This is a genomic window from Chitinibacter tainanensis DSM 15459, from assembly GCF_000429785.1.
Lineage (GTDB): Bacteria > Pseudomonadota > Gammaproteobacteria > Burkholderiales > Chitinibacteraceae > Chitinibacter > Chitinibacter tainanensis.
The window spans coordinates 92,434-118,148 of sequence record NZ_AUCN01000009.1; the positions used below are offsets into that span (position 1 = coordinate 92,434).

Here is a 25,715-nt window from a genome sequence, read left to right on the forward strand (position 1 = left end):
TCAAGCCTGAAGCAATGAATGCCGACCGGTAACGAAACGAAACCCGTTTCGTTGTTCTTTATGTGCTCTTTAGCTAGCCCGATTGTTTAGGCAACATCGTGTTGTCAGGCTAGGTGGCTGCAATCCATGTGGGCAATCTGCCCCGCAGCCCGTGCCAAGGGTAGTGAGTTGTAAGATAGGAAGCAGGCAGTACGTAGTAGTAGGTGTCGTACGCAGTTGAAGTTTCCGATCGGGCAGACCACCTTGGCTGGTGGATTGGGATAGGGGTATCCCCTCACCAACCTGCAGAGTACAAAAAAGCGAGGCTTTGGCCTCGCTTTTTTAATTTCTACCGCTCTACTGAGCTGGCTTATTTCAGCCCTAATACATCCTGCATATCATAATGACCGCTGGTTTTGCTGGTCAGAAAACGTGCTGCGCGCAAGCTGCCTTGCGCATAGATGGTGCGGTTGCTGGCTTTGTGAGTGATTTCTACGCGCTCACCAGCGCCGGCAAAGACCACCGTGTGGTCGCCAATCACATCGCCGCCGCGCAAGGTGGCAAAGCCGATGGTGCCATCTTGGCGCTCGCCGGTAATCCCTTCGCGTGACCACACGGCAATGTCTTTCAGGGCTTTATCCCAAGCGCGCGTCACCGCCTCGCCCATGGCAATCGCGGTGCCGGATGGGGCGTCAACTTTGTGTTTGTGGTGCATTTCCAGGATTTCAACGTCGTAGCCTTGGTTCAATACCCCAGCTGCAACTTCGAGGAGCTTGAAGACTAGATTAACACCCACGCTCATATTGTAGGCCGACACAATCGCGATCTGGCTCGCTGCAGCCGCGATAGCAGCACGGCCGGCTTCGTCAAAACCGGTGGTGCCAATAATCATATTCACGCCGTATTGCTGACAAGCCGCGAGATGCGCCAAGGTAGCTTCAGGGCGAGTGAAATCAATGATCACATCCGCACCTTGCAGGGCGGCCAAGTCGGCGGTGATGGTGATACCGCTGGTTTGGCCCAGAAAGGCGGTGGCGTCTTGGCCGATGCTTTCGCTGCCCGCGCGATCTAGGGCGGTATGCAATTGGGCATCAGGTGCATTCACGACCGCTTCAATCAGCATGCGGCCCATGCGGCCAGAAGCACCGGCAATGGCGATTTTCATCGTCATTTAGAATCCTTTATCAATCAGAGGTTTGACTTCGACTTGCTTGCTGTCTGGCGCGCCGGGATTCACCTTGCTCCGCATCAGCTGATCATCGCTGACCACGGCGCTGGCTCGCACACGCGCTTCTTTGCGGGCGGCCGGCTCAGGCAGTACTTCACCTTCCCAACGGGCCACCATATTATTTTCAAAGATGATCGAGAAACGCTTGTTCACTTTCACATCACCGCTCTTTTCATCGCGATAGATGTACTCCCAGCGGTCTTGATGAAAAGGATCGACCAGTAGCGGGGTGCCGAGCAGGAAGCGAACCTGACTTTGCGTCATGCCGACTTTCAGATTTTCCAGCTGATCCATGGTGATCTGATTGCCTTGCGGAATATCCAGCTTGTAGGGCGTGAGAAAATTGACCACGCTGCAGCCGCCCAGGAAGAGGCTGCTCAGGAGGAGTGCAGTAGAAATTCTAGCCTTCATGCGTTTGCGCTTCACTGTATGGATCGGTGCGCGGCACCGCGAAACGCTATATGATAACCCTATTGCGCCAACACCGCACAGTGACACACGGGAAAAAATAACCATGAGCAAAGCCGCAGAATTGAAAGGGATGGGGCTGAAAGCCACCGGTCCGCGCCTGAAAATCCTGAATTTGTTTGAAACCAGTACCGAACGCCATCTGACGGCCGAAGATGTCTATCGCATGCTGATCGCCGAAGAAATCGATGTCGGTCTGGCCACCGTGTATCGCGTACTGACCCAATTCGAACAAGCCGGCATTCTGGTGCGCCATCATTTCGAAACCGGCAAATCGGTGTTTGAATTAAACCACGGCGAGCACCATGACCATCTGGTGTGTGTGAAATGCGGCAAGGTGGAAGAATTTTACGATCCGGAAATCGAAGCTCGGCAAGATGCAATTGCCGAAAAACATGGCTTCCAGATTCAGGAACACGAGATGTATCTGTATGGCACCTGCGCTGATTGCCAGAGCAAGAGTAAAAAATAAACGATGATCCCGTGGCTGGATCATCGGCTGGATTTTCCGCCCCTGAGTCAGGCCTTGCCTGAGCCCAATGGGCTACTGGCTGCCGGTGGCGATTTAAGCCCGAACCGTATACTTGCCGCGTATCAACGCGGCATTTTTCCTTGGTTTATGCCCGGCGAGCCGATCTTGTGGTGGTCGCCAGACCCGCGCATGGTGCTGTACCCGGCCGAGCTGCATGTGCATCGTTCGCTCGATAAAGTGATTCGCAATAAAGCCTACCGGGTTACCTTTGATACGGCCTTTCATGCGGTGATGTCGGCGTGTGCCGAGCCGCGCGCGGGTCAGCCGGGCACGTGGATTTCGGCCGAAATGCTAGCGGCCTACACCGCCTTGCATGAGGCCGGTTTTGCCCACAGCATCGAATGCTGGATCGATGGTGAGCTGGCTGGTGCCCTGTATGGCATGGCCATCGGCAAAATGTTCTATGGTGAATCCATGTTCGCCCGCCGGCCCGATGCTTCAAAAATCGCCTTTGTGCATTTGGTGCGCTGGCTGGACGCACAAGGCTACGGCCTGATCGACTGTCAGATGTATACCGACCATTTGGCCCGTTTTGGCGCCCGCGAAATCCCCCGTGCGCAGTTTATGGCCAGTCTGGAGCGCCTGACCGCCCAGTATGTCGATCCCGGACCGTGGTCGTACGATCACCAGGCCAGCGGCGCTGGCCCCGCGTAGGAAGCCACCATGAACGACACCTTTCGCAAGCACACGGTGCAGCTGCAGTTTTACGCTACGGCGCCGTACCCCTGTAGCTATTTACCCAATGAATTGGCACGTTCGCAAGTGGCGGTGCCCTCGGACCTGATCGATAGCGGTGTGTATAGCCAGCTGGTGGAGCAGGGCTTTCGCCGTAGTGGGCAATTTGTATATCGCCCCTGGTGTGATACCTGCAGCGCCTGTGTGCCGGTGCGATTACCGGTGGCAGATTTTCAACCTAGCCGCACTCAGCGGCGCGTGGCGCAGCGCAATCAGTCGCTGAAAGTGCGGCTGATAGAGCTTACTTTTCGCGAAGAGCATTTTCAGCTGTACCAGCGCTATCAGCGTCAGCGTCATCCGGGCGGGGGGATGGATCAGGATAACCGCGAGCAGTATGAAAGCTTTCTGCTGCGCAGCAATGTCTCAAGCGTGCTGGCCGAGTTTTTGCAGGATGGCGAAGTCTGTATGGTTAGCTTGATCGACCAGCTCGATGATGGGCTCTCCTCGGTGTACACCTTTTTCGAGCCCGATTGGCCGCAGCGCAGCTTAGGGGTGTACAACATTCTGTGGCAGATTGGCCTGGCGAAACAGCTGGGGTTGCCCTATGTGTATCTGGGTTACTGGATCGATGGCTGTCGCAAGATGACTTATAAAACTCAATACCAGCCGATTGAAGGGCGGGTGAATGGGGTATGGCAACGCCTTGAGGGTATTGCCAGCTAGGCCTTGATTTAAAATAGCCTGCTGGCAATACATGGCGGGGTATAGCTTAGTCTTTCAGCTTATTCGCCCACGCCGCTAGCGCAACCAATTGCTGGCGGATATTTTCCTGCACTTTCTCATCCAGCACATTGCCATCAGCATCAAAGCCACCGGCAAAGGCATTGGCAAACACTTCCGGTTTATTCAGCGGATGCAAATCCACAAACACGCACACTTGGCGCAGATGATATTGCATACGCGAGGTACCCATGCCGCCGCCCGCGCCCATCAAGGCCACGGCTTTGCCGCCCAAAATGGCATTGCCTTCGGCACGCGAGGCCCAGTCAATGGCGTTTTTCAGCGCTGGCGCGAGTGAATAGTTGTATTCGGGGCCAGCAAAAATATACGCGTCCGCCGCCTGCATTTGCTGCATTAATTGCTGTACAGCGGCCGGCATCGGCGTGAGATCGGCGTTGTAAAACGGAATGGCCGACAGATCCGCGATTTCGATCTCCATGCCGGCTGGCGCATGGGCTTGGGCATAACGCAGCATGCCTTTATTGGCCGATTTTTCACGCAAACTACCGCAGATGGCGAGCACTTTCATGGTGGATATCCTGCTGTGAGGGGAAAAGCTTAGCTTAGCCAATTCGGGTGACAGTACCAAGTCGGCTGCGCCTAGGCTGGCGCTGCGCCGAGCTGCGCGAGTAACCATTCCGGCGCGTCCAGCGGCAGATCGTGTCCAGCAGTGGGGTGGCTGCGCAGTGGGCAGTTCCACGCCTGCGCCAGCACACTGGCGCAGCGTGGATCAACCAGCTGATCGGCCAGCCCCTGAATAATCTGTAGTGGCACCGCTGGGGTCTGGGCGGCCGGGCGAAACCGGGCGGCGGCCCAGAGCTGGCGCAGGGCATTGGCGCGGCTCACCGGCGCTTCGCGCGCCCAGGCTTGCCAAGCGGCCAGTACGGCGGGCTCGGCAAGCTGGCTGGTCAGGGCGAGGATGGTGGCTTCGCGCGCTGCCGGGCTTTGCCCCAGCAAGCCAAGCAGACGCGGCCAGTTAGCCAGCCGCAGGCGTTGCCACGGCGGGCTGTAGCCGCGCAAGCTGGGGTTGATCAAGGTGCAATCGATGAAATCCGCCGGCCGCTGTTGGGCCCAGGCGCAGGCCACCATGGCGCCCAGCGAAATAGCCACTACCCGGTATGGCCCGCTAGCCCCTTGCTGGATCAGCGTTTGCTGCAGATACCCTGCCATGTCTTCAATGCGCAGCAAGCTGCGCTGCTGGTAATGTTGGCCACAGCCGGGCCAATCGGGGCAGATGATGCGATCCTGTGGGTAGCGCGCTTGCAAGCGCGCCGGCCAATCGCCCCAGTGGCGCGCTTCGCGCATCAGGCCGCGCAATAACACCCAAGTGTGGCTCATGGCCGGTAATCCCAATATTGATAAGCGCGGGCCGCCAGCTCATGGCGCTGCTCACCGCGCGGCAGCCAATAGGCATGATCATGCACGGCGCGAATTAAAAACTCGAATAACACCAGATGCTTGCGCAAAACGCGCTGCTGCCGGTGCGGCACAATCGGGTTGAATAAACCCAGCAGCGATACCAGCTGGCGAGGATTTTTTTTGATCCATAACCAAGAGCCCAGTTCCAGCGTGAGCGGTAAAAACTGGCGCTGCCCGTGGCTGGCGTGTTGCAAATACAGGTAGTCCCAGATGTCGCCATGGGTGGTGTATTGGCGCGCCTGTGGCTCGATTAGATAGGGGTGATAGGGGTAGCTGTGCTGAAATAGCTCGGCCAGCGCATACACTTCGGGCAGCGCTGGCCAGGGCTGGCGAGTGTGGGCGTAGGGAAACCACAGCCGGTCGCGCAGGCCAAAGCCCGAATGGCAATCCAGCGCCAGACTAAACGGGCTACAGAGCAATTCGCGCTCTACCAGTTGGCACAGAGCTTGGTTTTCCGCGGCCAGCGCGGCACCGGCCGGGCCACGATACCAGGGCAGATGGCGGCTTAGGCGCTGGCCGCCCACCAGCCAGGCCGGGCGTTGCGCGGCATCAAGTGGCGCATTACGCATTAGATCGATTCCGGCGGGATTGCACCGCCAGCCGCGCAGCATGCCGCCGGGATTAATCAGCGGCATAAACACCAAGCGCATGCGTTCCAATTTATGCTGCAGGCTGCTATCCCAATGCAGGCGCACCAAGATGCTGCGTAGCAGCGCCAGCACGATCTGGCAGCCAATGCGCTCCAGCCCATGCACGCCGCCAAAAAAGCCCAGCACTGGCGCCTCGGGCGCCGGATTGCCTAGTACCAGCGCATATAAAGGCCAATTTTCCTCGCCCACCGTGGCCAGCGTGTGCACACGGGCGCTGGCGGGCGCTTGGTCGAGCAAGTCTTCCAGAGTTTCCAGTTCGGGTAGGCGGGGCATGGTCGGGGTCGTGGATGCAATCGCTCCACTATAGGCGGCGCAGGCCCTGCTTATGTTACAAGCCGCGCTATAAAGGAAATGACTGATTGAGCTGCCGAGAAGGCTACGGCTCAATCCAGGTTCGCTGACAAACGGAAGGATGGCATGACGGTACATGTTTCGGTATTGCAGGGGGCCAATGGCATGGCGCTGGGGTGTTTGGCGCTGAGCGCACCCGAGCGGATCAACGCCCAGAATCTGGCCATGGTGCGGCAAATGGCGGCGGCACTTAGTGCTTGGCAAGATGCTGACGACATCGCGGCGATTGTCATCATTGGCGCTGGTGAACGCGGTTTTTGCGCCGGTGGCGATCTTAAAGCCCTGTATGAGGCCATGACCGAGCCTGGCCAGCTGGCGGCAGGCGATGATTTTTTCCGCGAAGAATATCAACTGTGCCACCACTTGCGGCATTACCCCAAGCCGGTATTGGCCTGGGGGCACGGCATTATCATGGGCGGGGGCTGGGGCGTGTTTGCTGCGGCCAGCCACCGCGTGGTCACGCCGGGCACGCGCCTAGCCATGCCGGAAACCGGGATCGGTCTGTTTCCGGACGTCTCGGCCAGCTGGTGGCTGCCCCGTCTGGGCGACGGGCCGAGCTTGGGCCGCGTCTTGGGGCTGACAGGCGTACCGATTCAGGCTGCTGATGCGCTGGCTGTCGGGGCCGCGCAATATCTGTTGCCAGCGGCAGATCGTCATGCCGTGCTCACGGCGCTGGCGACACAGCCGTGGCAAGCGGCGGCGGCGGAAAATCATGCGCTGCTGAGCGACTTTTTGCAGCGCTGGCCGCAGGCAGAAGGCGCGCAGGTCTTGGATGCCGTCACTAGGGCGGCACTGAATAGCGCAACGGCGGCTGATGATCTTAGCGCCGTGCTGGCCGCCATTGCTACGTGGGCCGGCAGTGATAGCCCCTGGTGCCGACATGCGGCGCAGCGGCTGGCGCAAGCCTCGCCCACCTCGGTATGGCTGAGCTGGACTTTGCAGCAACGCGCCGCGCAGCAAACTTTGGCGCAAACCGTGGCGCTAGAAACCGCGCTCGCGGCGGCGGCGCTGCGCTATGGGGATTTTCAGGCGGGGATTTATAGCACCCTGTATGCCCGGGGCGAGGCACCGCGCTGGCAGGTGGCCGCGCTCTTTAGCGAGCCGGATGCCACGACTGCGGCGCAGTTTGCCGCATTGTGGGCAGAAAATACTTGCATGGCTTGAAACTTTTTCGCCTTTGCCGCATCTTAGCTGCAACGCGGCAAACCGCGAATAATTTATGGAGAGTTATCATGCACTACAATCCGGCCACTTACGGTAGCACGACCAGTGTTGCCGAGCGCAATCAAGTCTTGCGCAATACCTATTTCCTGTTGGCGCTGTCGATGCTGCCGACCGCCGCGGGCGCGATCTTCGGGATCTCGATCAAATTCGCGATGAGCCCGATGTTTGGCTTGCTGCTGTTTTTGGGCGTGAGCTTCGGCGCGTTCTACGCGATTGAAAAAACCAAACATTCCGCTGCTGGTGTCGGCATTTTGCTGGCCTGGACTGGCTTTATGGGTCTGTGGCTAAGCCAAATCCTGCAAGTGGCGCTGAAATTTAGCAATGGCGCCGAGATGATTGGTCTGGCCGCTGTCGGTACTGGCGCGATCTTCTTCACCTTGGCTTCAATCGCGACCGTGACCAAAAAAGATTTCTCGTTCATGGGTAAATTCCTGCTGGTGGGCGCGGTAGTGCTGATGCTGGCTGCGATTGCCAATGTGTTCTTCGCGATTCCAGCCCTGTCGCTGACGATTTCTGCGTTGGCTGTGCTGCTGTTCTCGGCCTTCATCCTGTATGACGTAAGCCGCATTGTGAACGGTGGTGAAACCAACTACATCACCGCCACGCTGAGCCTGTATCTGAACATTTACAATGTGTTCGTGAGCTTGCTGAATCTGCTGATGGCCTTCACCGGCAGTAGCCGTGACTAAGCACAGTTAGCCCAAAAAAGCCGCCCACTGGGCGGCTTTTTTATTGGGTATTGCCATGAAATCTTTTAGTTGATTGGCTTGTAAGGCAATACTGGCCATAGGTATCTTGCGGCTTGGCCTTGGCTGTGTAGCCGAAACAGTAGGCGCTGCGCTACTGCTGGTGGCCTGGCTGAATTCGTTAAGCCTTGAAACTGCACGCCGGTTGCGCTGGCGATTTTTAGCTTTCTAGAGCAGGGTAGACATAAAAAAGCCCCCGCAAGCGGGGGCTAGTTGATGTTTAATCGGATGAACTGTCTTGTGCGCTTAGGCCTTGCTCAGTTGCATTACGCCATCGCGCGCGCTAACGGCAATCGTGTCTTTCGGGCCAAATTCGCCGGCCAAAATCCGTTTTGCCAGCACGTTTTCCAGCTCGCTCTGAATCGCCCGTTTCAGTGGTCGCGCGCCGTACACTGGGTCAAATCCAGCCTCGGCGATCAAGTCCAGCGCACTGTCGGCAACCTCCAGGCCGATTTCCAGCTGCGCTAGCCGGCCGAGCAGTTTTTGTAGCTGAATCTGTGCAATATGGCGAATATGCGCTTGCTGCAAGCCATGGAACACCACCACCTCATCGATCCGGTTGACAAATTCGGGCCGGAAATGGGTTTTTACTTCGGCCATGACCGCCAGCTTGATCACCTGATAATCCGAATCGGCCAGGCGCTGAATATGCTCGCTGCCGAGGTTGGAAGTCATCACGACCACAGTGTTTCTAAAGTCGACCGTGCGGCCTTGGCCATCGGTGAGGCGGCCGTCATCCAGTACTTGCAACAGGATATTAAATACATCCGGATGCGCTTTTTCGACTTCATCGAGCAAGATCACGCTATATGGTTTGCGGCGCACCAGCTCGGTTAAATAGCCGCCTTCTTCATAACCCACGTAGCCCGGAGGCGCCCCGATCAGGCGGGCCACCGAGTGTTTTTCCATAAATTCGCTCATATCCACGCGAATCAGGTGTTCTTCCGAATCAAACAAAAATTCGGCCAGCGTTTTGCATAGCTCGGTTTTACCCACCCCGGTCGGGCCAAGGAACAGGAATGAGCCATACGGCCGGTTCGGGTCACCAAGCCCCGCGCGCGAGCGGCGAATGGCATCGGCCACCAGTCGCACGGCCTCATCTTGGCCAACCACGCGCTGATGCAGGACGTCTTCCATTTGCAGCAGTTTTTCACGTTCGCCTTGCAGCATTTTGCTGACCGGAATGCCGGTGGCGCGGCTGACCACTTCGGCGATTTCTTCGGCGCCTACTTGGGTGCGCAAAAGCTTATTGCTGCTGCCGCTGGTTTCTGAGGCTTCGGCGGCTTTGAGCTTGGCTTCCAGCTGCGGCAGTTGGCCGTATTGCAGCTCGGACACGCGCTGCCATTCGCCGGCGCGTTTCAGGCTGTCCATCTGGTTTTTCAGGCGCTCGATTTCTTCGCGGATGGCCTGACTGCCCAGCACGCTGGCTTTTTCAGCTTTCCAGATTTCTTCCAGATCGGAATACTCCACCTCAAGCTTGCTGATTTCGTCTTCGATTAGCGCCAGGCGTTTTTGGCTGGCTTCGTCCTTTTCGCGTTTCACGGCTTCGCGCTCGATTTTCAGCTGGATAAGCCGGCGATCGAGTTTATCCATCACTTCGGGCTTGCTGTCGATTTCCATTTTGATCTTGGCCGCGGCTTCGTCGATCAGATCAATGGCCTTATCCGGCAGGAAGCGATCGGTAATGTAACGGTGGCTAAGCTCTGCAGCAGCCACAATCGCCGGGTCGGTGATATCCACACCGTGGTGGATTTCGTATTTTTCCTGCAGGCCGCGCAAAATGGCGATGGTGTCTTCCACGCTGGGCTCACCAACCAGGACTTTTTGGAAACGGCGCTCCAGCGCGGCGTCTTTTTCGACGTATTTGCGGTATTCATCCAGCGTGGTGGCGCCGATACAATGCAGCTCGCCGCGCGCCAGAGCTGGTTTGAGCATATTGCCGGCATCCATCGCGCCCTCGGCTTTGCCAGCGCCCACCATGGTGTGTAGCTCATCGATAAAGATGATGTTATTGCCTTCATCTTTGGCCAGCTCATTCAGTACGGCTTTCAGGCGCTCTTCAAATTCACCCCGGTATTTTGCGCCAGCCAGCAGCGCCGCTAGGTCCAGCGCCAATACCCGCTTGTGTTTCAGTGAATCGGGCACTTCGCCATTCACGATCCGCTGCGCCAGCCCTTCGACAATGGCGGTTTTACCTACGCCGGGCTCACCAATCAGTACGGGGTTGTTTTTGCTACGGCGCTGCAAGACCTGAATTGCGCGGCGAATTTCATCATCGCGGCCGATGACCGGATCCAGCTTGCCGGCGCGGGCGCGCTCGGTGAGATCTAGGCAATATTTGCTCAGGGCTTCGCGCTGTTGTTCTGCGTCGGCGCTGTTGACACTTTCGCCACCCCGCACGGCCTCTACCGCCGCCAGAATGGCTTCCTTGCTGCCACCCTGTTCTTTGAGTAGCCGCCCGGTTTCGCCTTTATCGTCCGCCAGTGCCAGTAAAAAGAGATCGCTGGAAATAAACTGATCGCCCCGTTGCAGCGCGGCTTTATCGGTGGCATTGAGTAGCCGGCCTAGCTCTTTGCCCACGGCCAGCTCATCTTGCCCTTGTACTTTGGGTAGCCGTTTCACTGCGGCATCCAGCGCCGTGCGCAAAGGTTGCACATTCACCCCCGCGCGGGCTAGCAAGGCGGCGGCACCCGAGTCGGCGTCATTCAGTAAGGCCAGCAGCAAATGCTGTGGCTCGATAAATGGGTTGTCATTGGCATTGGCCATGCTTTGCGCATCGGCCAGCGCTTGCTGAAATTTGGTTGTGAGTTTGTCGATTCGCATGATGTCACCTGTAGGCCCGAAGGCCCTCCTTGGATTAGGGTTGTTAATCCCTAGATGATTGCCGGTTTTTTGAAAATCAAGAGCCCATCGAACTGTGCGCTGCTGGCCGCGGCTGGCGTAAGGGGGGAGGTAGCTTCTGCAGAACGAAAAAAAGCCAGCCCGTAGGCTGGCTTGGTCGGCGCTAGGCCAATTTATTGCTGGGCTTGTGCAGGCTCAGCCACGAAGATTTCCACGCGGCGGTTTTGGGCGCGACCGGCCACGGTACTGTTATCCGCCACTGGCTCGTAAGAACCACGGCCTTCAATGCGCATGCGGCCACCGGCTACGCCACGTTGCAGCAGATATTCCTGTACGGCGCCGGCCCGGTTGACTGACAGCGGATTATTGATGGCATCGCTACCGGTATTGTCGGTGTGGCCCACAATGCGCACTTGCGTCACGGCATTCTGGTTCAGCGTTTGGCCGAGTTTATCCAGAATCGGGCGCATATTCGGTTTGATCGAGTATTTGCCGGTATCAAACGAGAAATCGCTAGGCACATCCAGCTTCAGCTCGTTATTTGGGGTTTTGGTGACTTCAATACCGGTGTTTTTGGTCGCTTCTTCCATTTCTTTGCGCTGTTTTTCCATGTGCGCAGACCAAGCATAACCACCAATCGCACCAATCGCTGCGCCAATCGCTGCATCGCGGCCAGTGTGGCTGCCTTTAGAAGCTTTACTAATCACCGCGCCGGCGGCTGCACCGCCGAGGGCACCGATCATCGCCCCTTGCTGTTCTGGCGTCAGGTTGGCGCAACCACTGAGGGCGACGCTGGCGGCGATTACGGCGGTCAGGATTTTCTGTTTCATCTTGCAGCTCCTTGTCGTTAATGTGCGGAATGTACCCAAAGTTTATGAATTTATCTGTAACTAATTGGCATATTCGGTGTGAACTAGCCGGCTAGGCAGCAAATACGCGGTCGCGCCCCGCGGCTTTGGCCTGATACAGATGCAGATCGGCGCGCTTGAGTAAGCTCGCGCTGTCTTCGCCGGCTTGGCGGCAGGCGGCACCGATACTACAGCTCATGCGGGCCGGGCCATCGCCGAGTTGCGCCCAGGCAAATTGGGCCAGCTGCAGCCGGATTCGTTCCGCCACATTGCTGGCCGCGGCGAGCGGCGCACCGGGCAGCAGCACGCAAAACTCTTCGCCCCCATAGCGCGCTACAAATTCACCTTGCCGGCAGGCGCGCACAATGAGCTGGGCCGCCGCTTGCAGCACTTTATCGCCCATCTGGTGGGAAAACTGGTCATTCACCGCTTTGAAGTGATCCAGATCGATCATCAACAGGCTGAAATCTTGCTGCTGCAAATCGGCCAGCTCAAATTCGCGCACAATGCGCTGATCGAGCGCGCGGCGGTTAAACACACCGGTAAGGGCGTCGGTTTCGGCCTTCTGGGTTAGCTGGGCGATTAAATCTTGGTGTTTGCGCAGGCGGCTGGTGAGTTCGACGTTTTCTTCTTGTGAGGTAGCCAGCTCCAGTTGCGCTTCGTATTGTCGAAGTTTTTTCAATACCCGTGATGAAGGCGCCATTTTGCCGCTTTCGCGCTGCGCTTGCAGGCTGAGCTGGGTATAAGTTTGCATATGCGTCAGCGCCGCCAGATAGTCACCCCGGTCTTTGTGGATTTGGTATTGCAGCTCGTGGCATTGGCGTAAAAACAGGCTCGATTGCAAGGCGCTGGCCAGTGCCTCGCTGCGGGTCAGATGCGTGAGCGCGCGGTCATCATCGCCGGCCTGGTGCCAGACCTTGCCGCTTTCTAGCTCGGCCAAGGCCAGCCCCCAGCTAAAATCCGCTTCCGTCGCGAGTTCAATGGCTCGCTCAAAGTGTAATTGTGCGGCCGGATAAAGCTCGCTGCCGGCCAGTGTCATGCCAAAGTACAGCTCGATTTCACAGGTGCTGCGCTTGGGGTGACGCGCCCATGGCAGGTATTGGCGGGCGACTTCCAGCGTGGCGGCGGCTTTGGCAAATTCGCACAGCTTGATCAAATCAACCGCCAGACACACATAGGCTTCGCAGCTGGATTGATGGTTGGGCAGGCTGCAGACAATATCCACGGTGGCCAGATGGTGGTTTTTGGCATTGTGAAAGTCATGCAGGCCAAAATACGTTTTGCCCACGCCCAAGTGGGCCAGCATGATGGCATTGCGATCACGGGTTTTTAGCCCCAGCTCGAAACAGGCCATCCAGGTCTGCATGGCTTTATCAACATTGCCCTGTACCAGATACAGGCTGGCCAAGGCATCTAGCCCGTAATCAAGCGCAAAATACTGTTTCTGCCGGCGGCCATACAGGGTGGCGCGGGTAAGTAGAGGCTCGGCGGCGGCATATTGCCAGGTATTGGCCAAGGCAATGCCATGTAGCAGCATCAATACTTGCCGCTCGCTGATGCTGCTGGCGGCTTTGCGCCGCGTGGGTAGCTCGGGCAACAGGCTATAGGGCTGGTGGATGGCTTGCTGCAACAGCGCTTTGTATTCAGGCCAAGGTGCCATCTTCACCTCCGCTGGCTGGCCATTCCCACAGAGTGCTGAGCGGCTCGACGGTATAGTGGGTGGTATCAAACAGCACCGTTTGCAAAGTTAGGCTCAGCGGGTAGGGGCTTAAGGCCTGCTGCAGACTCTCGGGCAGCCCTTGCTGCCAAGCGCCTTCGCCCACCGGGTGCAGCAAAAAGCCAAAGCCTGGCAATCGGTAGATTTTTTGCGTGGCCGCTAGCACTTCGTGCGTGAGTAAATGATGCAGTTTTTGTAGTAATAAATCGGTACGCAAGGGGCCCACTTGCTCATTCAGCTGCCCTAGTGCATTAATGCGCAGCAAACAGGCCGGCAAGCGCTGCGCTGGATACACCTGCGCCAGCTGTGCTGGTAAATAGGCCTGTGTAACTGGGTCGAGCGTGGCTTTGGCTTGCAGCGTGGCCTCTAAGCGCTGGATTTTTTGCTCTAGCCCTCGCACCAGCTGGCGCTGTTTGATCTGGGCTAGCTGGTGCTCCAGCGTGCGTAATTGGCGCTGATGTTTTTCCTGATTTTTCAGCACAAACAGCTGTTCATTGCGCAGCGCAAAGTGATGGTAGGCCTCTTGGGCGGCGAGCGCTGCGGCATAGTTTTCGGCTTCAACATGAATATCGCGGATATGGCCGCAGATTTTTTGCTGCAGTAAACCCTGATCAAACAGCGATGCGGTAAACACTGCCGTTTCCAGCTGACCGATGGCGGTGTTATAGCGCTGCTGGCTGGCATGCAGCTGGGCAAGCTGAATGCGATTCTGCGTTTGCCCCCACAAGAAATTAAATTGCTGATTGATTTGCAGTGAAATATTCAGCTGTTCCAGCGCGGCATTAAAGCGCTGCTGCTGCAACAGCACCATGCCCTGATAGTGATGCAAGCTGGCTTTTTGCGCCGGGTCGACTTCTTGGCGGTGATAGAGTTTGGCCCAGCAGTCTTGCAAGATTTTCTCGGCTTCCGCGGTGTAACACTCGCTGCAATACAGCGAAAGCAGGTAATTCGCGGCTTTAAGCTCGATCTCAAATTCTGCGCTGCGCAGCGCAAAATCATAGGCATGCTCGTAACAGGTTAGCGCCTGATCATGTTTACCCTGCACCTGAAAATAATTGCCCACGCCCAAATAGGCCTGCGCCACGATGTCCGGATCTTGCTCACCGTCGGTCAGTTGCAACACTTGAAGTTGAGTATCGAGCGCCGGCAGAAAGCGATCCAGCGCCAGCTGGATTTGCGCCTGCATGAGCAAAGCGCGCAGATACAGGGTGGCGTGCTGATCCATCCAGCGCAGCGCCTGGCGGATATGCCGCTGCGCCGTGGCAAAATCATTTACCCCCCAGCTCGCCCAGGCGATCAAATAGTGGGTATGTGCGCGCACGCCTTGATCTGCGCGGTGTTCGCGCAGATACATCAGCAGTAGTGGCAGGGCGGTATGACTATGCCCATGCTGAATCTGATCGGTAAACGCTTGTAATTGCGCGTTTACATCCTCGTGCGGCATGCCTGTGAACTCCGGCGCTCGGGGCGCAGTAGGGGTTTTCAGATTAGTCGATTCGTCATCAAACCGCAGTTGGGGGAAGGTGGTAGCGCAGTTTAACGGCGCAATGTCGTTGATTTGCCAAGAAAATGTCATTTTTTGTTCTTTTTTGTGTCGTCGAACTGTCACCGCGATGCCGTACAACTATGCCCAATTCACTGTGGAGCGAGTGCGATGCGGATTACTGTCATTGGATCGGGCTATGTGGGGCTGGTTACCGGGGCCTGTTTGGCCGAATACGGTAACGAGGTGGTGTGTTTGGATCTGGATGAGGCCAAGGTCACCCAGCTGCAGGCGGGCGGGGTGCCGATTTATGAGCCGGGGCTGGATGCGCTGATCAGCCGCAATGTCGCGGCCAACCGTTTGCGCTTTACCAGTGATATCGCCGAATCGGTAGCGCATGGCACCATTCAATTTATCGCCGTTGGCACGCCACCGGATGAAGATGGCTCGGCCGATCTGCAATATGTATTGGCCGCCGCCAGCAATATCGGCCAGCACATGAATGAATACAAAGTCATCGTGAATAAATCCACCGTGCCGGTCGGCACCGCTGATCTGGTGCGCGAGGCGATTCAGCTGCAGCTGGATTTACGCGGCAAGCGCAGCAGTTTTAGCGTGGTATCCAACCCCGAATTTTTGAAAGAGGGCGCCGCGATTGATGACTTTATGCGCCCCGACCGGATCGTGATCGGCACCGATGACGAAACCGCCAAAGACCTGATGCAGTCGATTTACGCGCCGTTGGTGCGCAATCACGACCGGATTTTGGCGATGGATATCCGCTCGGCCGAGCTCACCAAATACGCCGCCAATGCCATGCTGGCCACACGCATTTCCTTTATGAACGAGCTGGCCAATCTGGCTGAAGTGCTAGGCGCCGACATCGAATGGGTGCGTAAAGGCATAGGCTCTGATCCGCGCATTGGCTATCACTTTTTGTATCCGGGCGTGGGCTATGGCGGCTCGTGTTTCCCGAAAGATGTGCAAGCGCTCCAGCGCACTGCCAGCCAGCATGGGCGCACGCTGAATATCCTCGCGGCTGTGGATGAAACCAATGCCCGGCAAAAAACGGTGCTACTGGAGAAAATCCTGGCCCATTTTGGCCCTGATCTGCGCGGCCGGCATTTTGCACTGTGGGGGCTGGCCTTTAAGCCCGAAACCGATGATTTGCGCGAAGCCCCGAGCATGGTGCTGATCGAAGCCTTGTTGGCGCGTGGCGCCACGCTGTGCGCGCATGATCCGGTTGCCAATGATAAAGCCCGCGAACTTTTAGCCGGTTGCGCCGGTATCCGCTTTAGCGATTTGCCGCTCGATGCGCTGCCACAGGCGGATGCGCTGATTATCGTGACCGAGTGGAAAGCCTTTCGCAGCCCTGATTTTCCGGCGATTAAGGCTGCGCTGCGCACGCCGATTATTTTCGATGGCCGCAATCTCTACGAGCCCAAACGCCTGCGTGCCGAGGGGCTGAGCTATTTCCCGATCGGGCGCGAGCAAATTAATCTGGGCACCTTTGCGGCACCAGTGGTCTTGGCTGAGCCTGCGAGCGCCGATCAGTCGCTGGCGGTGGCCGACTAGGCGTCAAAAACGACCTTTAACGCACTTTTCTTACAAGCGCACCGCCGGCTTACGCTACACTCCGCAACCTGTATGCGGGTGGAATAAGGGGCAGGCGATGCGTGAGAAAAGCAAGTGCGGGGTGAGTGGGCGATCTGCTAGGGTCGGGCTAAGCACGCTGGTGCTGCTCGCCAGTCTGAGCGGCGTGGCGCTCGCTGCGCCGGCCGCACGCGGTCATAGCGCCAGCGCCCAAGCCACTCCGGCCGCGAGCCCCTTGCCCGCGCTCACGCAGCAAGAAGCGGCTGATCCGTGGCAGGCGGCGCTGCAATATTGTCGCGCCGCCCGGCAGGGCGAGCTGGAGGCGCAATACCGGCTCGGCATGCTGTATGCCTTTGGCCTTGGCGTGCCGGCCGATCGCACTGCGGCAGCCAGCCTGTTTGCCGTAGCGGCGGCGCAGGGGCATCAGCAAGCGCAAGACATGCTCGAAACCGTGGCGTTTCGCGGCGAACAATTACCTCCCTGCGTTTTAGCCGATGTCGCTCCGGCCAAAGCGCCGGTGGCGCCGGTGCCGGCCAGCCAGGTGGCACTGAGCCAGGCGCAAAAGAAAACCGCCCGCATTATTAGCCAGCTTGCCCGCTGGTATGGGGTCGACCCTGATTTTGCGCTCAGCATTGCCTTGGTGGAATCACAGCTGCGCCCAGATGCCATTTCGCCCAAGCAGGCGATGGGCGTGATGCAGCTCATCCCCGATACCGCTGAACGTTTTCAGGTGCAAGATGTATTTAATGTCAACCAGAACGTCAAAGGCGGCATACGCTATTTGCGCGTGTTGCTCGACCGCTATCAAGGGCGAATTGATCTGGTATCGGCTGCGTATAACGCCGGCGAGGGCACAGTGGATCGCTATCGCGGCGTACCGCCGTATCCGGAAACCCGCCAGTATGTGAGCAAGATTCAGCGCCTGTATCCGCCGGCGATTCATCGCCCCGATCAATACCGCTACAGCGCCAGCGCCAAGCTCAAACGCTGGCAATAAGCTACACTCGCGCTTTGGTTAGCGGATGTGAAAGCGGTGAAGGATTGGGCGATTTTCTGTCGGGTGGTGGATAACTACGGCGATATTGGCGTGTGCTGGCGGCTGGCGCGGCAGCTGGCGGCCGAATTTGGCCTGAATGTCACGCTCTGGGTCGATGATCTGGCCAGCTTTGCCCGCATCCGCCCCGAAATCGTGCCCCAGCTGGACACACAAACGCTTGAAGGCGTGCAGGTACACCATTGGCCAGCCGAGCTCAGCCCCGCGCAGGCCGGCTCCGCTGCTGCCGTGGTAATCGAAGCTTTTGCCTGCGAGCTGCCAGCCGCCTATCTGGCCGCCATGCGCGCGCGGCCCACGCCGCCGGTGTGGTTGAATCTGGAATACCTCAGCGCCGAAGACTGGGTGGCCGGTTGCCACGGCCTGCCTTCGCCGCAGCAGGGCATGGCTAAATATTTCTTTTTTCCCGGCTTTACCGCCCAAACCGGCGGCTTGCCCAGCGAAGCGCAGCAGCGGAGCGCACAGGCGGCATGGAACGACACCGCCGCGCGCCGCTGGCTGGCGCCGTATGTGGGCGCGCAGGCGCTACCGGATGATGCGCTGTTGGTGTCGCTGTTTGCCTACGAGCCGGCTGCACTCAATCCTTGGTTGGCCAGCCTGATTACTGCCCCGCAGGCCACGGTGTTGTTGGTGCCGGAAGGGCGGGTATCGGTGGCAATTGATTATCAGGGTTTGGGTTTAGAGCAACACCCTGATGGGGTATATCGGCAAGGCCAGCTGTGGCTGTGCCCGCTACCCATGCTCAGCCAAGATGATTACGACCGGCTATTGTGGAGCTGCGATGTCAATTTTGTGCGTGGCGAAGATTCGTTCGTGCGCGCGCAATGGGCTGCCAAGCCGCTGATCTGGCATATCTATCCGCAAGACGAAGGCGCGCACCTGGAAAAACTAGCCGCGTTTCTGGCGCTGTATCTTGCCCAGCTACCGCCCGCCGCGCGTGCTGCGGTGCAAGGAATGATGGACGGCTGGAATACCAATGGAGATCTGGCCACCGCCTGGGGCGCCTATCGTGCGCAATACCCGACTTTGGCCGAACATGCACGCCAATGGCAGCAAAGTTTGCGCCAACTGGGTGATCTTGCGACGAATCTGGTCAGATTCGTTGAATCCAAGGTAAAATAGCGGGATTTTTCAATTTTCAACATCGATTTTTTCGCGAAATCGTTCAATCAAACGCAGGTAATCGCAATGGCAATCAAAACCGCACACGAAGTACGCGCTGGTAACGTGATCATGGTCGACGGCCAACCTTGGGTTGTGCAAAAAACCGAATTTTCAAAATCAGGCCGCAATGCTTCGGTGGTGAAAATGAAGTCTAAAGGTCTGTTGTCAGGCCAAGGCTCAGAAGTGGTTTACAAATCAGATGACAAACTGGACGTGGTTGTTCTGGACCGTCTGGCTTGTACTTACAGCTACTTCGCTGACCCAATGTACGTCTTCATGGACGAAGAATTCAACCAGTACGAAGTGGAAGCTGAAAACCTCGGCGACACCCTCGGCCTGATCGTTGACGGCATGGAAGACAAATGTGAAGTGACTTTCTACGAAGGCAAAGCCATCTCTGTAGAGCTGCCAACCGTTGTTGTGCGCGAAGTGGAATACACCGAGCCAGCCGTACGTGGCGACACTTCAGGCAAAGTAATGAAGCCAGCCAAACTGAAAGGCTCTGATCTGGAACTGCCAGTAGCAGCCTTTATCGAAATCGGCGACAAAATCGAGATCGACACCCGCACACTGGAATTCAAAAAACGCGCCTAAGCGTTTTTTGCTAAGCCTAAAAAAGCCACCGCAAGGTGGCTTTTTTTATGGCAATGTATGGGCTATCAACTACCGAATTTGAAAAGGACCACAAAATGCGTCTGTTTGGCGGCTTTAGCCTGGGCACCGTGATCGCCGTTGCGCTCTCTTGGAGCGCCAATCATTCCATCCTCTGGGCCATCGTGCATGGCTTTTTGAGCTGGCTGTATGTGATTTATTATTTTCTATTTCGCTGATAGTGACGTTATGTGCGACGCGCGGGGTCGGCAGTGGCAGCCGGAAAATAGGTGGATAAAAATTAGTATACTTACAGTGTTTGCGTGCATGAAGAAATCCAAGCGCAGCTATTCTACCCGCCGAGTATCTTGATGCAATTTATTGATTGGCTATGTGCAAAGATTGCCTGCATCATGGGTCGCTATTTCTTTCATTCAAGCGCGATTGATATTGTTCGAAGAATTGAAGTGATAGTCCAATCGTCGAACGTGAGTAGTCAATGTGAAATGCTAATTTCTGCACTAATACAGGCAGAGGATCATCGATTTTACAAGCATTATGGGTTTGAGTGTCGCGCCATTTTTCGGTCAATTTTTATGACTGTATTCAAAGGCAGGATTCAAGGGGGGAGCACAATAACACAACAGTTAGTACGAACTATATCTAACGATTATCGGCGGAGTGTTTGTAGAAAATTTAAAGAAATTTGTCTGGCAGCTTTGGTTGATTCAAAAATTCAGAAATCCGATCAGGCGCTAGCCTACCTTTGTGTTGCATATTATGGGTGGCGAATGAATGGTCTTAAACAGGCTTCTATTAGATTAAAAATCGTGCCACCATACTCTTTGGAGGATGCTGCTTCGATTGTTTCTAGGCTAAAATATCCTGAGCCTAAAGCTCCAACAGCTAGAAGGTTGCAGCAGATCAATAACAGGAAACTCTACATAATTAACAAGATTGGGTTAAATTGTGAGCTTACGACCAGAACGTCAAACTCCGTTTAGGTATTCGGAGAGTGTGCAGCCAACACCTTTAGGTATTGCATCAAATGAATTTATGGATGAGCTTCGCAAGGTTGCTACATATGAGCAGATGTCAGTAGTTCGCACGTGGATTTATGAAAGAAGCCCAGCTGCATTTAGACATGCTCCCTACTTGTGGGAGGCAGTTCGTGATTGGTTGGCATTGCGCTGCAATGTGTCGGCGTATCAAATTGGGCTTTCTGGAAGTGCTCAATTAGGATTTTCCACATCTCCAAGAAAGGCTCTGAAGCTGTTTGATCCGAATAACTCAGACTTGGATGTCTATATAGTGTCAGGAAGTCTTTTTGCTGAAATTTCTCTGGAGGCGAACTTATTTGTTTCTCGCCAATTCGAGGCTGAGAAATCAGACTTTATTGAGCAGGCTAGGCAAATTCAGAAATTGTTGTTGCGTGGTTATGTAGATTTAAAATACATTCCATCTCGACGCGAACACTACCCACGCTCTGCTCAGCTAAAGAATGATGCTTCAATTTTGTTGGACAAATTAAAGTTTGAGGGCTTTAATCTTAAGCCGTCTCATTTTAGGGTTTACAAGGATTGGCAAGCAAAGAGTGATTGGACCAAGATTCAAGCTGAGAGCTGGGTTAAGTCAATTTCGGCTAATTAGTCTATTGCTAAAAGCACAAAATATACTCTGTGTTATTTGAATGTGATCGAGTCTTTGTTCTTGCTAAAGGGCTGTCCCTGCAGCCTAAACTTTTTAATTCTGGAGTCCCCGCCTATCCGCGGGCCTCGCCATCCACCAAACCCAATTCCAGCGCGATTAAGTGCAAGCGTAAATCAAATTCGTATTGCAGATAATGGGGCTCCATATGCTGGCAGAGCTGGTAAAAGGCTTTGTCGTGGGCTTTGACTTTCAGGTGGGCTAGCTCGTGCACCACGATCATGCGCAAAAATTCGGGCGCGGTGGTGCGAAAGAGTGTGGCGATGCGGATTTCATTTTTGCTTTTGAGCTTGTTGCCTTGCACCCGGGCGATCTGGGTGTTGAGCCCCAGCGCGTGCTGCACGGTATTGAGCTTGCCATCGTATTGCACCTTGGCCAGCGGTGGGGCATTGCGTAGATAGTCTTTTTTGAGCGCGCTGGCGTACTCATATAGCGCTTTATCGGTCTGAATCTGGTGGCGGGCCGGGTATTTGCGGGCCAGATGCGGGGCTAACTGTTGTTTTTCGATCAGGCCGACTACTTGTTCCTGCAGCGGGGCGGGGTAGTGGGCGATGTATTTCAGGGCGCTATTCATGCCCGCATTTTACCACAGTCAGCGGCTTACCTTCCTGCCGTCATGCCAGATACCCACCTGGGTATATCCTGCTAAATCAATCATTTTAATCATTCGGGGCTTATACCCTTGGTACGCTTTGCCACTAATCGGGGTTGCGGCGCTGCGAGCATGCCGGCGTGCTTGAGCTTAGCGGCGGCGATACATGATTTTCGCATTAGGGATGTAGTTTATATTGCGGCACTACATTCGTTGATATAAATCAATCCTGCTTGCTGATTACGGTTTAGCATGGCTTCACAACACACCTAAACCGAATTAGCTGGTTAATGGAGGCGGTAATGGCGAAGGTTCTGGTCGTAGGCAGTATCAATATGGATTTGGTGGCGCAGGTAGGTCAGTACCCGCGCTTGGGCGAAACGCTGCTGGGCTCGCATTTTGCGACCTATCACGGTGGCAAAGGGGCGAATCAGGCGGTGGCCGCCGCACGGCTGGGGGCGCAAGTCACCATGCTGGGCCGCGTGGGTGATGATGCGTTTGGGCAGCAATTGCTGGCGGGCTTGCAAGCCGAGGGGGTGGATACCCGCTGGGTATTGCCCACCGCCAATAGTGCCAGCGGCATCGCGCTGATTACGCTGGCGGGCAGTGATAACGCCATTATCGTGGTGCCCGGCGCCAATGCCTTGCTCACCCCGGCTGATATCGTGGCCGCAGAGGCTGAGTTTGCTGCGGCCGATGTGATTGTGGCGCAGCTGGAAACGCCGCTGGCCACCATCGAGCAGGTGGCCGCGCTGGCTAGCAAATGGGGCAAACCCTTGCTGTTGAACCCCGCACCGGCGCAGCCCTTGTCGGCCGAATTGCTGGCACAGGTGAGCTTATTAACTCCGAATGAATTTGAGCTGGGCGTGGTGTTTGAGCGCCCCGAGGCCGAATGGCAAGCCGTGCTGGCCAGCCAGCCAGGCCGGATTTTGATGACGGCGGGCGCTGCCGGCGCATGGTTTACCACGCCAGAGGGCAAGCTGCAGCAGCAAACCAGCTTCCCGGTCGAGACGGTGGATACCACCGGCGCGGGCGATACTTTTAATGGTGCCTTGGCCGCGTTTTGGGCGCAGGGCTTGCCTGCGGCCGCCCGGCTAGCTTGTGCCGCCGCGGCTTTGTCGGTCACCCGCGCAGGGGCGCAGGGCGGCATGCCCACATTGGCGCAGTTGCAGGCCTTTCTGGCCGCACAAGGAGGCGCAGCATGAAAAAGCATGGACATTTAAATCGCGATATCAGCCGCGTGCTGGCCAGTATGGGGCACACCGATTGCGTGGTGATTGCCGATTGCGGCTTGCCGATTCCGCCGGGGGTGGAATGCATTGATCTGGCGGTGACACTGGGCGCACCGAGTTATTTCGCCACGCTGGAAAGCATTTTGGCCGATTTTCAGGTGGAGCGCGCGGTATTGGCCAGCGAGTGCCAGAGCGCTAATCCCGCGGTAGCGGCGCAGGCGGCAAGCATGGCGGCAGAAGGCGTGCAGGTGGACTATGTGCCGCATAGCGAGTTTAAGCGGCTGAGCCAGCAGGCCAAGGCGATTATCCGCACCGGCGAAGCCAGCCCCTACGCCAATATCGTGCTGTATTCGGGCGTGATCTTCTAGGAGGCGGGCCATGTTGATCAAGATGCAAGGCATCAGCAAAGCCTTCGGCCCGGTGAAAGTGCTGGAAGGCGTGGATTTCGCGCTGGAACGCGGCGAGATTCACGCGCTGATGGGCGAAAACGGCGCGGGCAAATCTACGCTGATGAAGATCTTATGTGGGGTGTATCAGGCTGACAGCGGCAGTATTGCTGTCGATGGTAAAGATACCCCCATCCGTAACACCAGCGATGCCGAGCGGCAGGGTATCGCGATTATTCACCAGGAGCTCAATCTGATTCCGCAGCTCTCGGTGATGGAAAACATGTTCCTGGGCCGCGAGCCACGCCGCTTTGGCGTGATTGATAGCCGGCAATTGCGCCGCCAATGTCTGGAATACCTGCAGCTGTTGGGCATCGATAACCTCGACCCCGATGCCGAGGCTGGCAGCCTATCCATTGGCCAGCAGCAAATGGTGGAAATCGCCAAGGCACTGTCACTCAATGCCCAAGTGCTGATTATGGATGAGCCCACCGCGGCGCTGTCCGAGCGGGAAACCGAGCGGCTGTTTAGCATCATTGCCGATTTGAAAGCGCGCGGCGTGGGCATTGTGTATGTCTCGCACCGGATGGAAGAGATTTTCCGCGTTTGCGACAAAATTTCGGTGCTGCGCGATGGCCAGTTTGTGGGCGAGCGGGTGATTGCCCACACCAGCTTTGACGAGATCGTGCGCCTGATGGTGGGGCGCGAGATCGGTGATCGCTTTCCGGCGCGCAAGGCCGAGCTGGGCGAGATTCGCCTGCAGGTGCGTAATCTGGCCGATGCCAGCATCAGCGGCGTCGAGTTTGCGGTGCGGGCGGGCGAAGTGCTGGGCATTGCCGGCCTGATGGGCTCGGGGCGCAGTGAAATTTTGCGCACGATTTTTGGCCTGAACCGGCGCCTGGCCGGCGAGATTGAGCTCGATGGCCAGCCGCTGCAGGCCAGTGCGCCCCATCAGGCCATTGCCGCTGGGATCGGCTTTGTGACCGAAGATCGCAAAGGGCAGGGCTTGGTGCTGGGAATGTCGGTGCGGGAAAACGCCACACTGGCCAATCTGGGCCACTACGCCCGCTGGGGAGTAATCAACTCGGCGCAGCAGCTGGCGGCCGTGCAGCGCGAAATCGAGCGCATGCATATCCGCACCCGCGATGCCGAGCTGGAGGTCAAAGCACTTTCCGGTGGTAACCAGCAAAAAGTGGTGTTTGCCAAATGGCTGGGTATTGCGCCCAAGGTGCTGCTGCTCGATGAGCCCACCCGTGGGGTCGATGTGGGTGGCAAGGCCGAAATCTATCAAATTATCAATGAATTGGCTCAGTCTGGCGTGGCGATCGTGATGGTGTCATCCGAATTGCCCGAGGTACTGGCAATGAGTGATCGCGTGCTGGTGATGCACCAAGGACGTCAGGCCGGGATCTTTACCCAGCCGGATGCGGAAACGGTGATGACTGCAGCGACAGGAGGTTTGCAATGAACGTACAACAGAAAGCAACACTACAAAAACTCGGGCCATTTCTGGCGCTCCTGGTGCTGGCGGCGGGCCTGGCCATCACCAGCCCCGATTTTCTCACCCTGGGCAATTTGCTGAATGTGTTCCGGCAGGTGTCGATCAATGCGCTGATCGCTTTTGGCATGACGCTAGTGATTTTGCTGGGCGGGATTGATCTGTCGGTGGGCTCGATTCTGGCGCTGTCGTCGGTGCTGACCGCGCTGATGATCAGCCACGGCATTGATCCGGTGGCTGCCACAGGGCTGGGCGTGTTGGCCGGCGCCGGCATGGGGATGGTGAATGGTTTGGTGATTAGTAAAGGCAAGGTTGCACCCTTTATTGCCACGCTGGGCACGATGACCATTTTGCGCGGTTTGGCGCTGGTGTTCTCCGAAGGTCGCCCGATTACCGGGCTGGATAGCGACTTTTTCGCCATGTTGGGTGGCGGCTATGTGGCGGGGCTGATCCCGGTGCCAGTGGTGATCATGGTGGTGATGTTTGGCGTGTTCTGGTTTGTGCTTAAACGCACCGTATTTGGCCGCCATGTGTATGCCGTGGGGGGCAATGAAGAAGCCGCCGGTCTTTCGGGCATCAAAACCGGCCAGATCAAGGTGTGGGTGTACACCCTTTCCGGCGCCATGGCCGCCACGGCCGGCATGATTCTGACTTCACGGCTGAATTCGGCCCAACCGACTGCCGGTACGGGTTATGAGCTGGATGCGATTGCGGCGGTGGTACTGGGCGGCACCAGCCTGACCGGTGGCCGTGGCTGGATCTTCGGCACGCTGGTCGGCGCTTTGCTGATCGGGATTTTGAATAACGGCTTGAATCTGCTGGGCGTGTCGTCCTTCTACCAGCAGGTGATCAAGGGTGTGGTGATTTTGCTGGCGGTCTTGCTCGACCGAGCTGGCAAGAAGTAGTGCGGTAGTTCAGTAAAAAACCAACTGCCGGCCCGTCGCCGGAGACCGGTAGATT

General features: G+C 56.8%; 26 protein-coding genes. 16 read left to right on the forward strand and 10 right to left on the reverse strand.

Annotated features, from left to right (window positions below):
* Positions 1-349 precede the first annotated feature (349 nt).
* Positions 350-1,150, reverse strand: a complete 801-nt coding sequence (gene dapB, locus G482_RS0101515) for a 4-hydroxy-tetrahydrodipicolinate reductase (RefSeq protein WP_028448534.1) — start codon at positions 1,148-1,150, stop codon at positions 350-352.
* Positions 1,151-1,618: an outer membrane protein assembly factor BamE gene (locus G482_RS16895; protein WP_081986612.1), complete on the reverse strand. Its 468-nt coding sequence runs from the start codon at positions 1,616-1,618 to the stop codon at positions 1,151-1,153. It lies immediately after the preceding gene.
* A 103-nt stretch (positions 1,619-1,721) separates the two neighbouring features.
* On the opposite strand from G482_RS16895, the gene fur reads away from it, so the two are divergent.
* From fur to G482_RS0101535, 3 genes are read left to right on the forward strand one after another with little or no spacing between them, the layout of a single operon-like run.
* On the forward strand, positions 1,722-2,147 hold the full coding sequence (gene fur, locus G482_RS0101525; RefSeq protein WP_028448535.1) for a ferric iron uptake transcriptional regulator: 426 nt from the start codon (positions 1,722-1,724) through the stop codon (positions 2,145-2,147).
* Positions 2,148-2,150: 3 nt separating this feature from the next.
* Entirely contained in the window at positions 2,151-2,861 is a 711-nt protein-coding gene (gene aat / locus G482_RS0101530) for a leucyl/phenylalanyl-tRNA--protein transferase (RefSeq protein WP_028448536.1), read from the forward strand.
* A 9-nt stretch (positions 2,862-2,870) separates the two neighbouring features.
* Positions 2,871-3,605, forward strand: coding sequence for an arginyltransferase (locus G482_RS0101535; RefSeq protein WP_028448537.1), 735 nt, complete (start codon positions 2,871-2,873; stop codon positions 3,603-3,605).
* A 46-nt stretch (positions 3,606-3,651) separates the two neighbouring features.
* Here the strand turns inward: G482_RS0101535 and G482_RS0101540 are convergent, their stop codons facing one another.
* The 3 genes from G482_RS0101540 to G482_RS0101550 all read right to left on the reverse strand — a co-directional run bounded on the left by G482_RS0101540 (position 3,652) and on the right by G482_RS0101550 (position 6,004).
* A complete protein-coding gene (locus G482_RS0101540) occupies positions 3,652-4,191 on the reverse strand; it encodes an NADPH-dependent FMN reductase (protein WP_034618596.1) in 540 nt (179 codons plus the stop codon).
* A 71-nt stretch (positions 4,192-4,262) separates the two neighbouring features.
* Complete coding sequence (locus tag G482_RS0101545) at positions 4,263-5,000, reverse strand: alpha/beta fold hydrolase (protein WP_028448539.1); 738 nt, start codon at positions 4,998-5,000, stop codon at positions 4,263-4,265.
* The gene (locus tag G482_RS0101550; protein ID WP_028448540.1) at positions 4,997-6,004 is read right to left on the reverse strand and encodes a M14 family zinc carboxypeptidase; all 1,008 of its coding nucleotides are present in this window, start codon (positions 6,002-6,004) and stop codon (positions 4,997-4,999) included. The genes G482_RS0101545 and G482_RS0101550 overlap by 4 nt, the downstream gene beginning before the upstream one ends.
* Positions 6,005-6,148: 144 nt before the next feature.
* Here G482_RS0101550 and G482_RS16900 point away from each other — a divergent pair, with 144 nt between their 5' ends.
* Both G482_RS16900 and G482_RS0101560 read left to right on the forward strand, forming a co-directional pair.
* On the forward strand, positions 6,149-7,246 hold the full coding sequence (locus tag G482_RS16900; protein WP_034618599.1) for an enoyl-CoA hydratase/isomerase family protein: 1,098 nt from the start codon (positions 6,149-6,151) through the stop codon (positions 7,244-7,246).
* A 68-nt stretch (positions 7,247-7,314) separates the two neighbouring features.
* On the forward strand, positions 7,315-7,995 hold the full coding sequence (locus G482_RS0101560) for a Bax inhibitor-1/YccA family protein (protein ID WP_028448541.1): 681 nt from the start codon (positions 7,315-7,317) through the stop codon (positions 7,993-7,995).
* Positions 7,996-8,298: 303 nt separating this feature from the next.
* Here G482_RS0101560 and clpB read toward each other — a convergent pair whose 3' ends face one another.
* From clpB to G482_RS0101585, 4 genes are all read right to left on the reverse strand, one after another.
* Entirely contained in the window at positions 8,299-10,875 is a 2,577-nt protein-coding gene (clpB, locus tag G482_RS0101570) for an ATP-dependent chaperone ClpB (protein WP_028448542.1), read from the reverse strand.
* Between the two features lie 191 nt (positions 10,876-11,066).
* Positions 11,067-11,723, reverse strand: coding sequence for a YiaD family glycine zipper/OmpA-like lipoprotein (locus G482_RS0101575; RefSeq protein WP_028448543.1), 657 nt, complete (start codon positions 11,721-11,723; stop codon positions 11,067-11,069).
* 91 nt (positions 11,724-11,814) lie between these two features.
* Positions 11,815-13,401: a GGDEF domain-containing protein gene (locus tag G482_RS19350; protein ID WP_028448544.1), complete on the reverse strand. Its 1,587-nt coding sequence runs from the start codon at positions 13,399-13,401 to the stop codon at positions 11,815-11,817.
* The gene (locus tag G482_RS0101585) at positions 13,385-15,034 is read right to left on the reverse strand and encodes a tetratricopeptide repeat protein (protein WP_156905327.1); all 1,650 of its coding nucleotides are present in this window, start codon (positions 15,032-15,034) and stop codon (positions 13,385-13,387) included. The genes G482_RS19350 and G482_RS0101585 overlap by 17 nt, the downstream gene beginning before the upstream one ends.
* Positions 15,035-15,112: 78 nt before the next feature.
* Between G482_RS0101585 and G482_RS16910 the strand changes: the two genes are divergently transcribed.
* The 7 genes from G482_RS16910 to G482_RS0101620 all read left to right on the forward strand — a co-directional run bounded on the left by G482_RS16910 (position 15,113) and on the right by G482_RS0101620 (position 20,990).
* Positions 15,113-16,516: a UDP-glucose dehydrogenase family protein gene (locus tag G482_RS16910; RefSeq protein ID WP_084414419.1), complete on the forward strand. Its 1,404-nt coding sequence runs from the start codon at positions 15,113-15,115 to the stop codon at positions 16,514-16,516.
* 97 nt (positions 16,517-16,613) lie between these two features.
* A complete protein-coding gene (locus G482_RS0101595) occupies positions 16,614-17,531 on the forward strand; it encodes a lytic transglycosylase domain-containing protein (protein ID WP_084414420.1) in 918 nt (305 codons plus the stop codon).
* A 27-nt stretch (positions 17,532-17,558) separates the two neighbouring features.
* On the forward strand, positions 17,559-18,707 hold the full coding sequence (earP, locus tag G482_RS0101600) for an elongation factor P maturation arginine rhamnosyltransferase EarP (RefSeq protein WP_028448547.1): 1,149 nt from the start codon (positions 17,559-17,561) through the stop codon (positions 18,705-18,707).
* 72 nt (positions 18,708-18,779) lie between these two features.
* The gene (locus tag G482_RS0101605) at positions 18,780-19,343 is read left to right on the forward strand and encodes an elongation factor P (RefSeq protein ID WP_028448548.1); all 564 of its coding nucleotides are present in this window, start codon (positions 18,780-18,782) and stop codon (positions 19,341-19,343) included.
* A 95-nt stretch (positions 19,344-19,438) separates the two neighbouring features.
* Positions 19,439-19,579, forward strand: a complete 141-nt coding sequence (locus G482_RS20410) for a hypothetical protein (RefSeq protein WP_169721043.1) — start codon at positions 19,439-19,441, stop codon at positions 19,577-19,579.
* 174 nt (positions 19,580-19,753) lie between these two features.
* Positions 19,754-20,344 carry a biosynthetic peptidoglycan transglycosylase gene (locus G482_RS20885; protein WP_373277557.1) on the forward strand — a complete coding sequence of 197 codons (591 nt, stop codon included), beginning with the start codon at positions 19,754-19,756 and terminating at the stop codon, positions 20,342-20,344.
* Between the two features lie 13 nt (positions 20,345-20,357).
* Positions 20,358-20,990, forward strand: a complete 633-nt coding sequence (locus G482_RS0101620; protein ID WP_156905329.1) for an HMG-box domain-containing protein — start codon at positions 20,358-20,360, stop codon at positions 20,988-20,990.
* 112 nt (positions 20,991-21,102) lie between these two features.
* Here G482_RS0101620 and G482_RS0101625 read toward each other — a convergent pair whose 3' ends face one another.
* Positions 21,103-21,621, reverse strand: a complete 519-nt coding sequence (locus G482_RS0101625) for a YgjP-like metallopeptidase domain-containing protein (RefSeq protein ID WP_028448551.1) — start codon at positions 21,619-21,621, stop codon at positions 21,103-21,105.
* A 320-nt stretch (positions 21,622-21,941) separates the two neighbouring features.
* Between G482_RS0101625 and G482_RS0101630 the strand changes: the two genes are divergently transcribed.
* From G482_RS0101630 to G482_RS0101645, 4 genes are read left to right on the forward strand one after another with little or no spacing between them, the layout of a single operon-like run.
* The gene (locus tag G482_RS0101630) at positions 21,942-22,844 is read left to right on the forward strand and encodes a ribokinase (protein WP_028448552.1); all 903 of its coding nucleotides are present in this window, start codon (positions 21,942-21,944) and stop codon (positions 22,842-22,844) included.
* A complete protein-coding gene (gene rbsD, locus G482_RS0101635; protein ID WP_028448553.1) occupies positions 22,841-23,239 on the forward strand; it encodes a D-ribose pyranase in 399 nt (132 codons plus the stop codon). The genes G482_RS0101630 and rbsD overlap by 4 nt, the downstream gene beginning before the upstream one ends.
* Before the next feature lie 10 nt (positions 23,240-23,249).
* Positions 23,250-24,725, forward strand: a complete 1,476-nt coding sequence (locus G482_RS0101640) for a sugar ABC transporter ATP-binding protein (RefSeq protein WP_028448554.1) — start codon at positions 23,250-23,252, stop codon at positions 24,723-24,725.
* The gene (locus G482_RS0101645) at positions 24,722-25,660 is read left to right on the forward strand and encodes an ABC transporter permease (RefSeq protein ID WP_028448555.1); all 939 of its coding nucleotides are present in this window, start codon (positions 24,722-24,724) and stop codon (positions 25,658-25,660) included. The genes G482_RS0101640 and G482_RS0101645 overlap by 4 nt, the downstream gene beginning before the upstream one ends.
* Positions 25,661-25,715 lie beyond the last annotated feature (55 nt).

Excerpts from the sequence above, each read along its gene's own strand:
- dapB (WP_028448534.1), bottom strand. The coding sequence starts at position 1,150 with ATGACGATGAAAATCGCCATTGCCGGTGCTTCTGGCCGCATGGGCCGC.
- G482_RS16895 (WP_081986612.1), bottom strand. The coding sequence starts at position 1,618 with ATGAAGGCTAGAATTTCTACTGCACTCCTCCTGAGCAGCCTCTTCCTG.
- fur (WP_028448535.1), top strand. The coding sequence starts at position 1,722 with ATGAGCAAAGCCGCAGAATTGAAAGGGATGGGGCTGAAAGCCACCGGT.
- aat (WP_028448536.1), top strand. The coding sequence starts at position 2,151 with ATGATCCCGTGGCTGGATCATCGGCTGGATTTTCCGCCCCTGAGTCAG.
- G482_RS0101535 (WP_028448537.1), top strand. The coding sequence starts at position 2,871 with ATGAACGACACCTTTCGCAAGCACACGGTGCAGCTGCAGTTTTACGCT.
- G482_RS0101540 (WP_034618596.1), bottom strand. The coding sequence starts at position 4,191 with ATGAAAGTGCTCGCCATCTGCGGTAGTTTGCGTGAAAAATCGGCCAAT.
- G482_RS0101545 (WP_028448539.1), bottom strand. The coding sequence starts at position 5,000 with ATGAGCCACACTTGGGTGTTATTGCGCGGCCTGATGCGCGAAGCGCGC.
- G482_RS0101550 (WP_028448540.1), bottom strand. The coding sequence starts at position 6,004 with ATGCCCCGCCTACCCGAACTGGAAACTCTGGAAGACTTGCTCGACCAA.
- G482_RS16900 (WP_034618599.1), top strand. The coding sequence starts at position 6,149 with ATGACGGTACATGTTTCGGTATTGCAGGGGGCCAATGGCATGGCGCTG.
- G482_RS0101560 (WP_028448541.1), top strand. The coding sequence starts at position 7,315 with ATGCACTACAATCCGGCCACTTACGGTAGCACGACCAGTGTTGCCGAG.
- clpB (WP_028448542.1), bottom strand. The coding sequence starts at position 10,875 with ATGCGAATCGACAAACTCACAACCAAATTTCAGCAAGCGCTGGCCGAT.
- G482_RS0101575 (WP_028448543.1), bottom strand. The coding sequence starts at position 11,723 with ATGAAACAGAAAATCCTGACCGCCGTAATCGCCGCCAGCGTCGCCCTC.
- G482_RS19350 (WP_028448544.1), bottom strand. The coding sequence starts at position 13,401 with ATGGCACCTTGGCCTGAATACAAAGCGCTGTTGCAGCAAGCCATCCAC.
- G482_RS0101585 (WP_156905327.1), bottom strand. The coding sequence starts at position 15,034 with ATGACATTTTCTTGGCAAATCAACGACATTGCGCCGTTAAACTGCGCT.
- G482_RS16910 (WP_084414419.1), top strand. The coding sequence starts at position 15,113 with ATGCGGATTACTGTCATTGGATCGGGCTATGTGGGGCTGGTTACCGGG.
- G482_RS0101595 (WP_084414420.1), top strand. The coding sequence starts at position 16,614 with ATGCGTGAGAAAAGCAAGTGCGGGGTGAGTGGGCGATCTGCTAGGGTC.
- G482_RS20410 (WP_169721043.1), top strand. The coding sequence starts at position 19,439 with ATGCGTCTGTTTGGCGGCTTTAGCCTGGGCACCGTGATCGCCGTTGCG.
- G482_RS20885 (WP_373277557.1), top strand. The coding sequence starts at position 19,754 with ATGGGTCGCTATTTCTTTCATTCAAGCGCGATTGATATTGTTCGAAGA.
- G482_RS0101625 (WP_028448551.1), bottom strand. The coding sequence starts at position 21,621 with ATGAATAGCGCCCTGAAATACATCGCCCACTACCCCGCCCCGCTGCAG.
- G482_RS0101630 (WP_028448552.1), top strand. The coding sequence starts at position 21,942 with ATGGCGAAGGTTCTGGTCGTAGGCAGTATCAATATGGATTTGGTGGCG.
- rbsD (WP_028448553.1), top strand. The coding sequence starts at position 22,841 with ATGAAAAAGCATGGACATTTAAATCGCGATATCAGCCGCGTGCTGGCC.
- G482_RS0101640 (WP_028448554.1), top strand. The coding sequence starts at position 23,250 with ATGTTGATCAAGATGCAAGGCATCAGCAAAGCCTTCGGCCCGGTGAAA.
- G482_RS0101645 (WP_028448555.1), top strand. The coding sequence starts at position 24,722 with ATGAACGTACAACAGAAAGCAACACTACAAAAACTCGGGCCATTTCTG.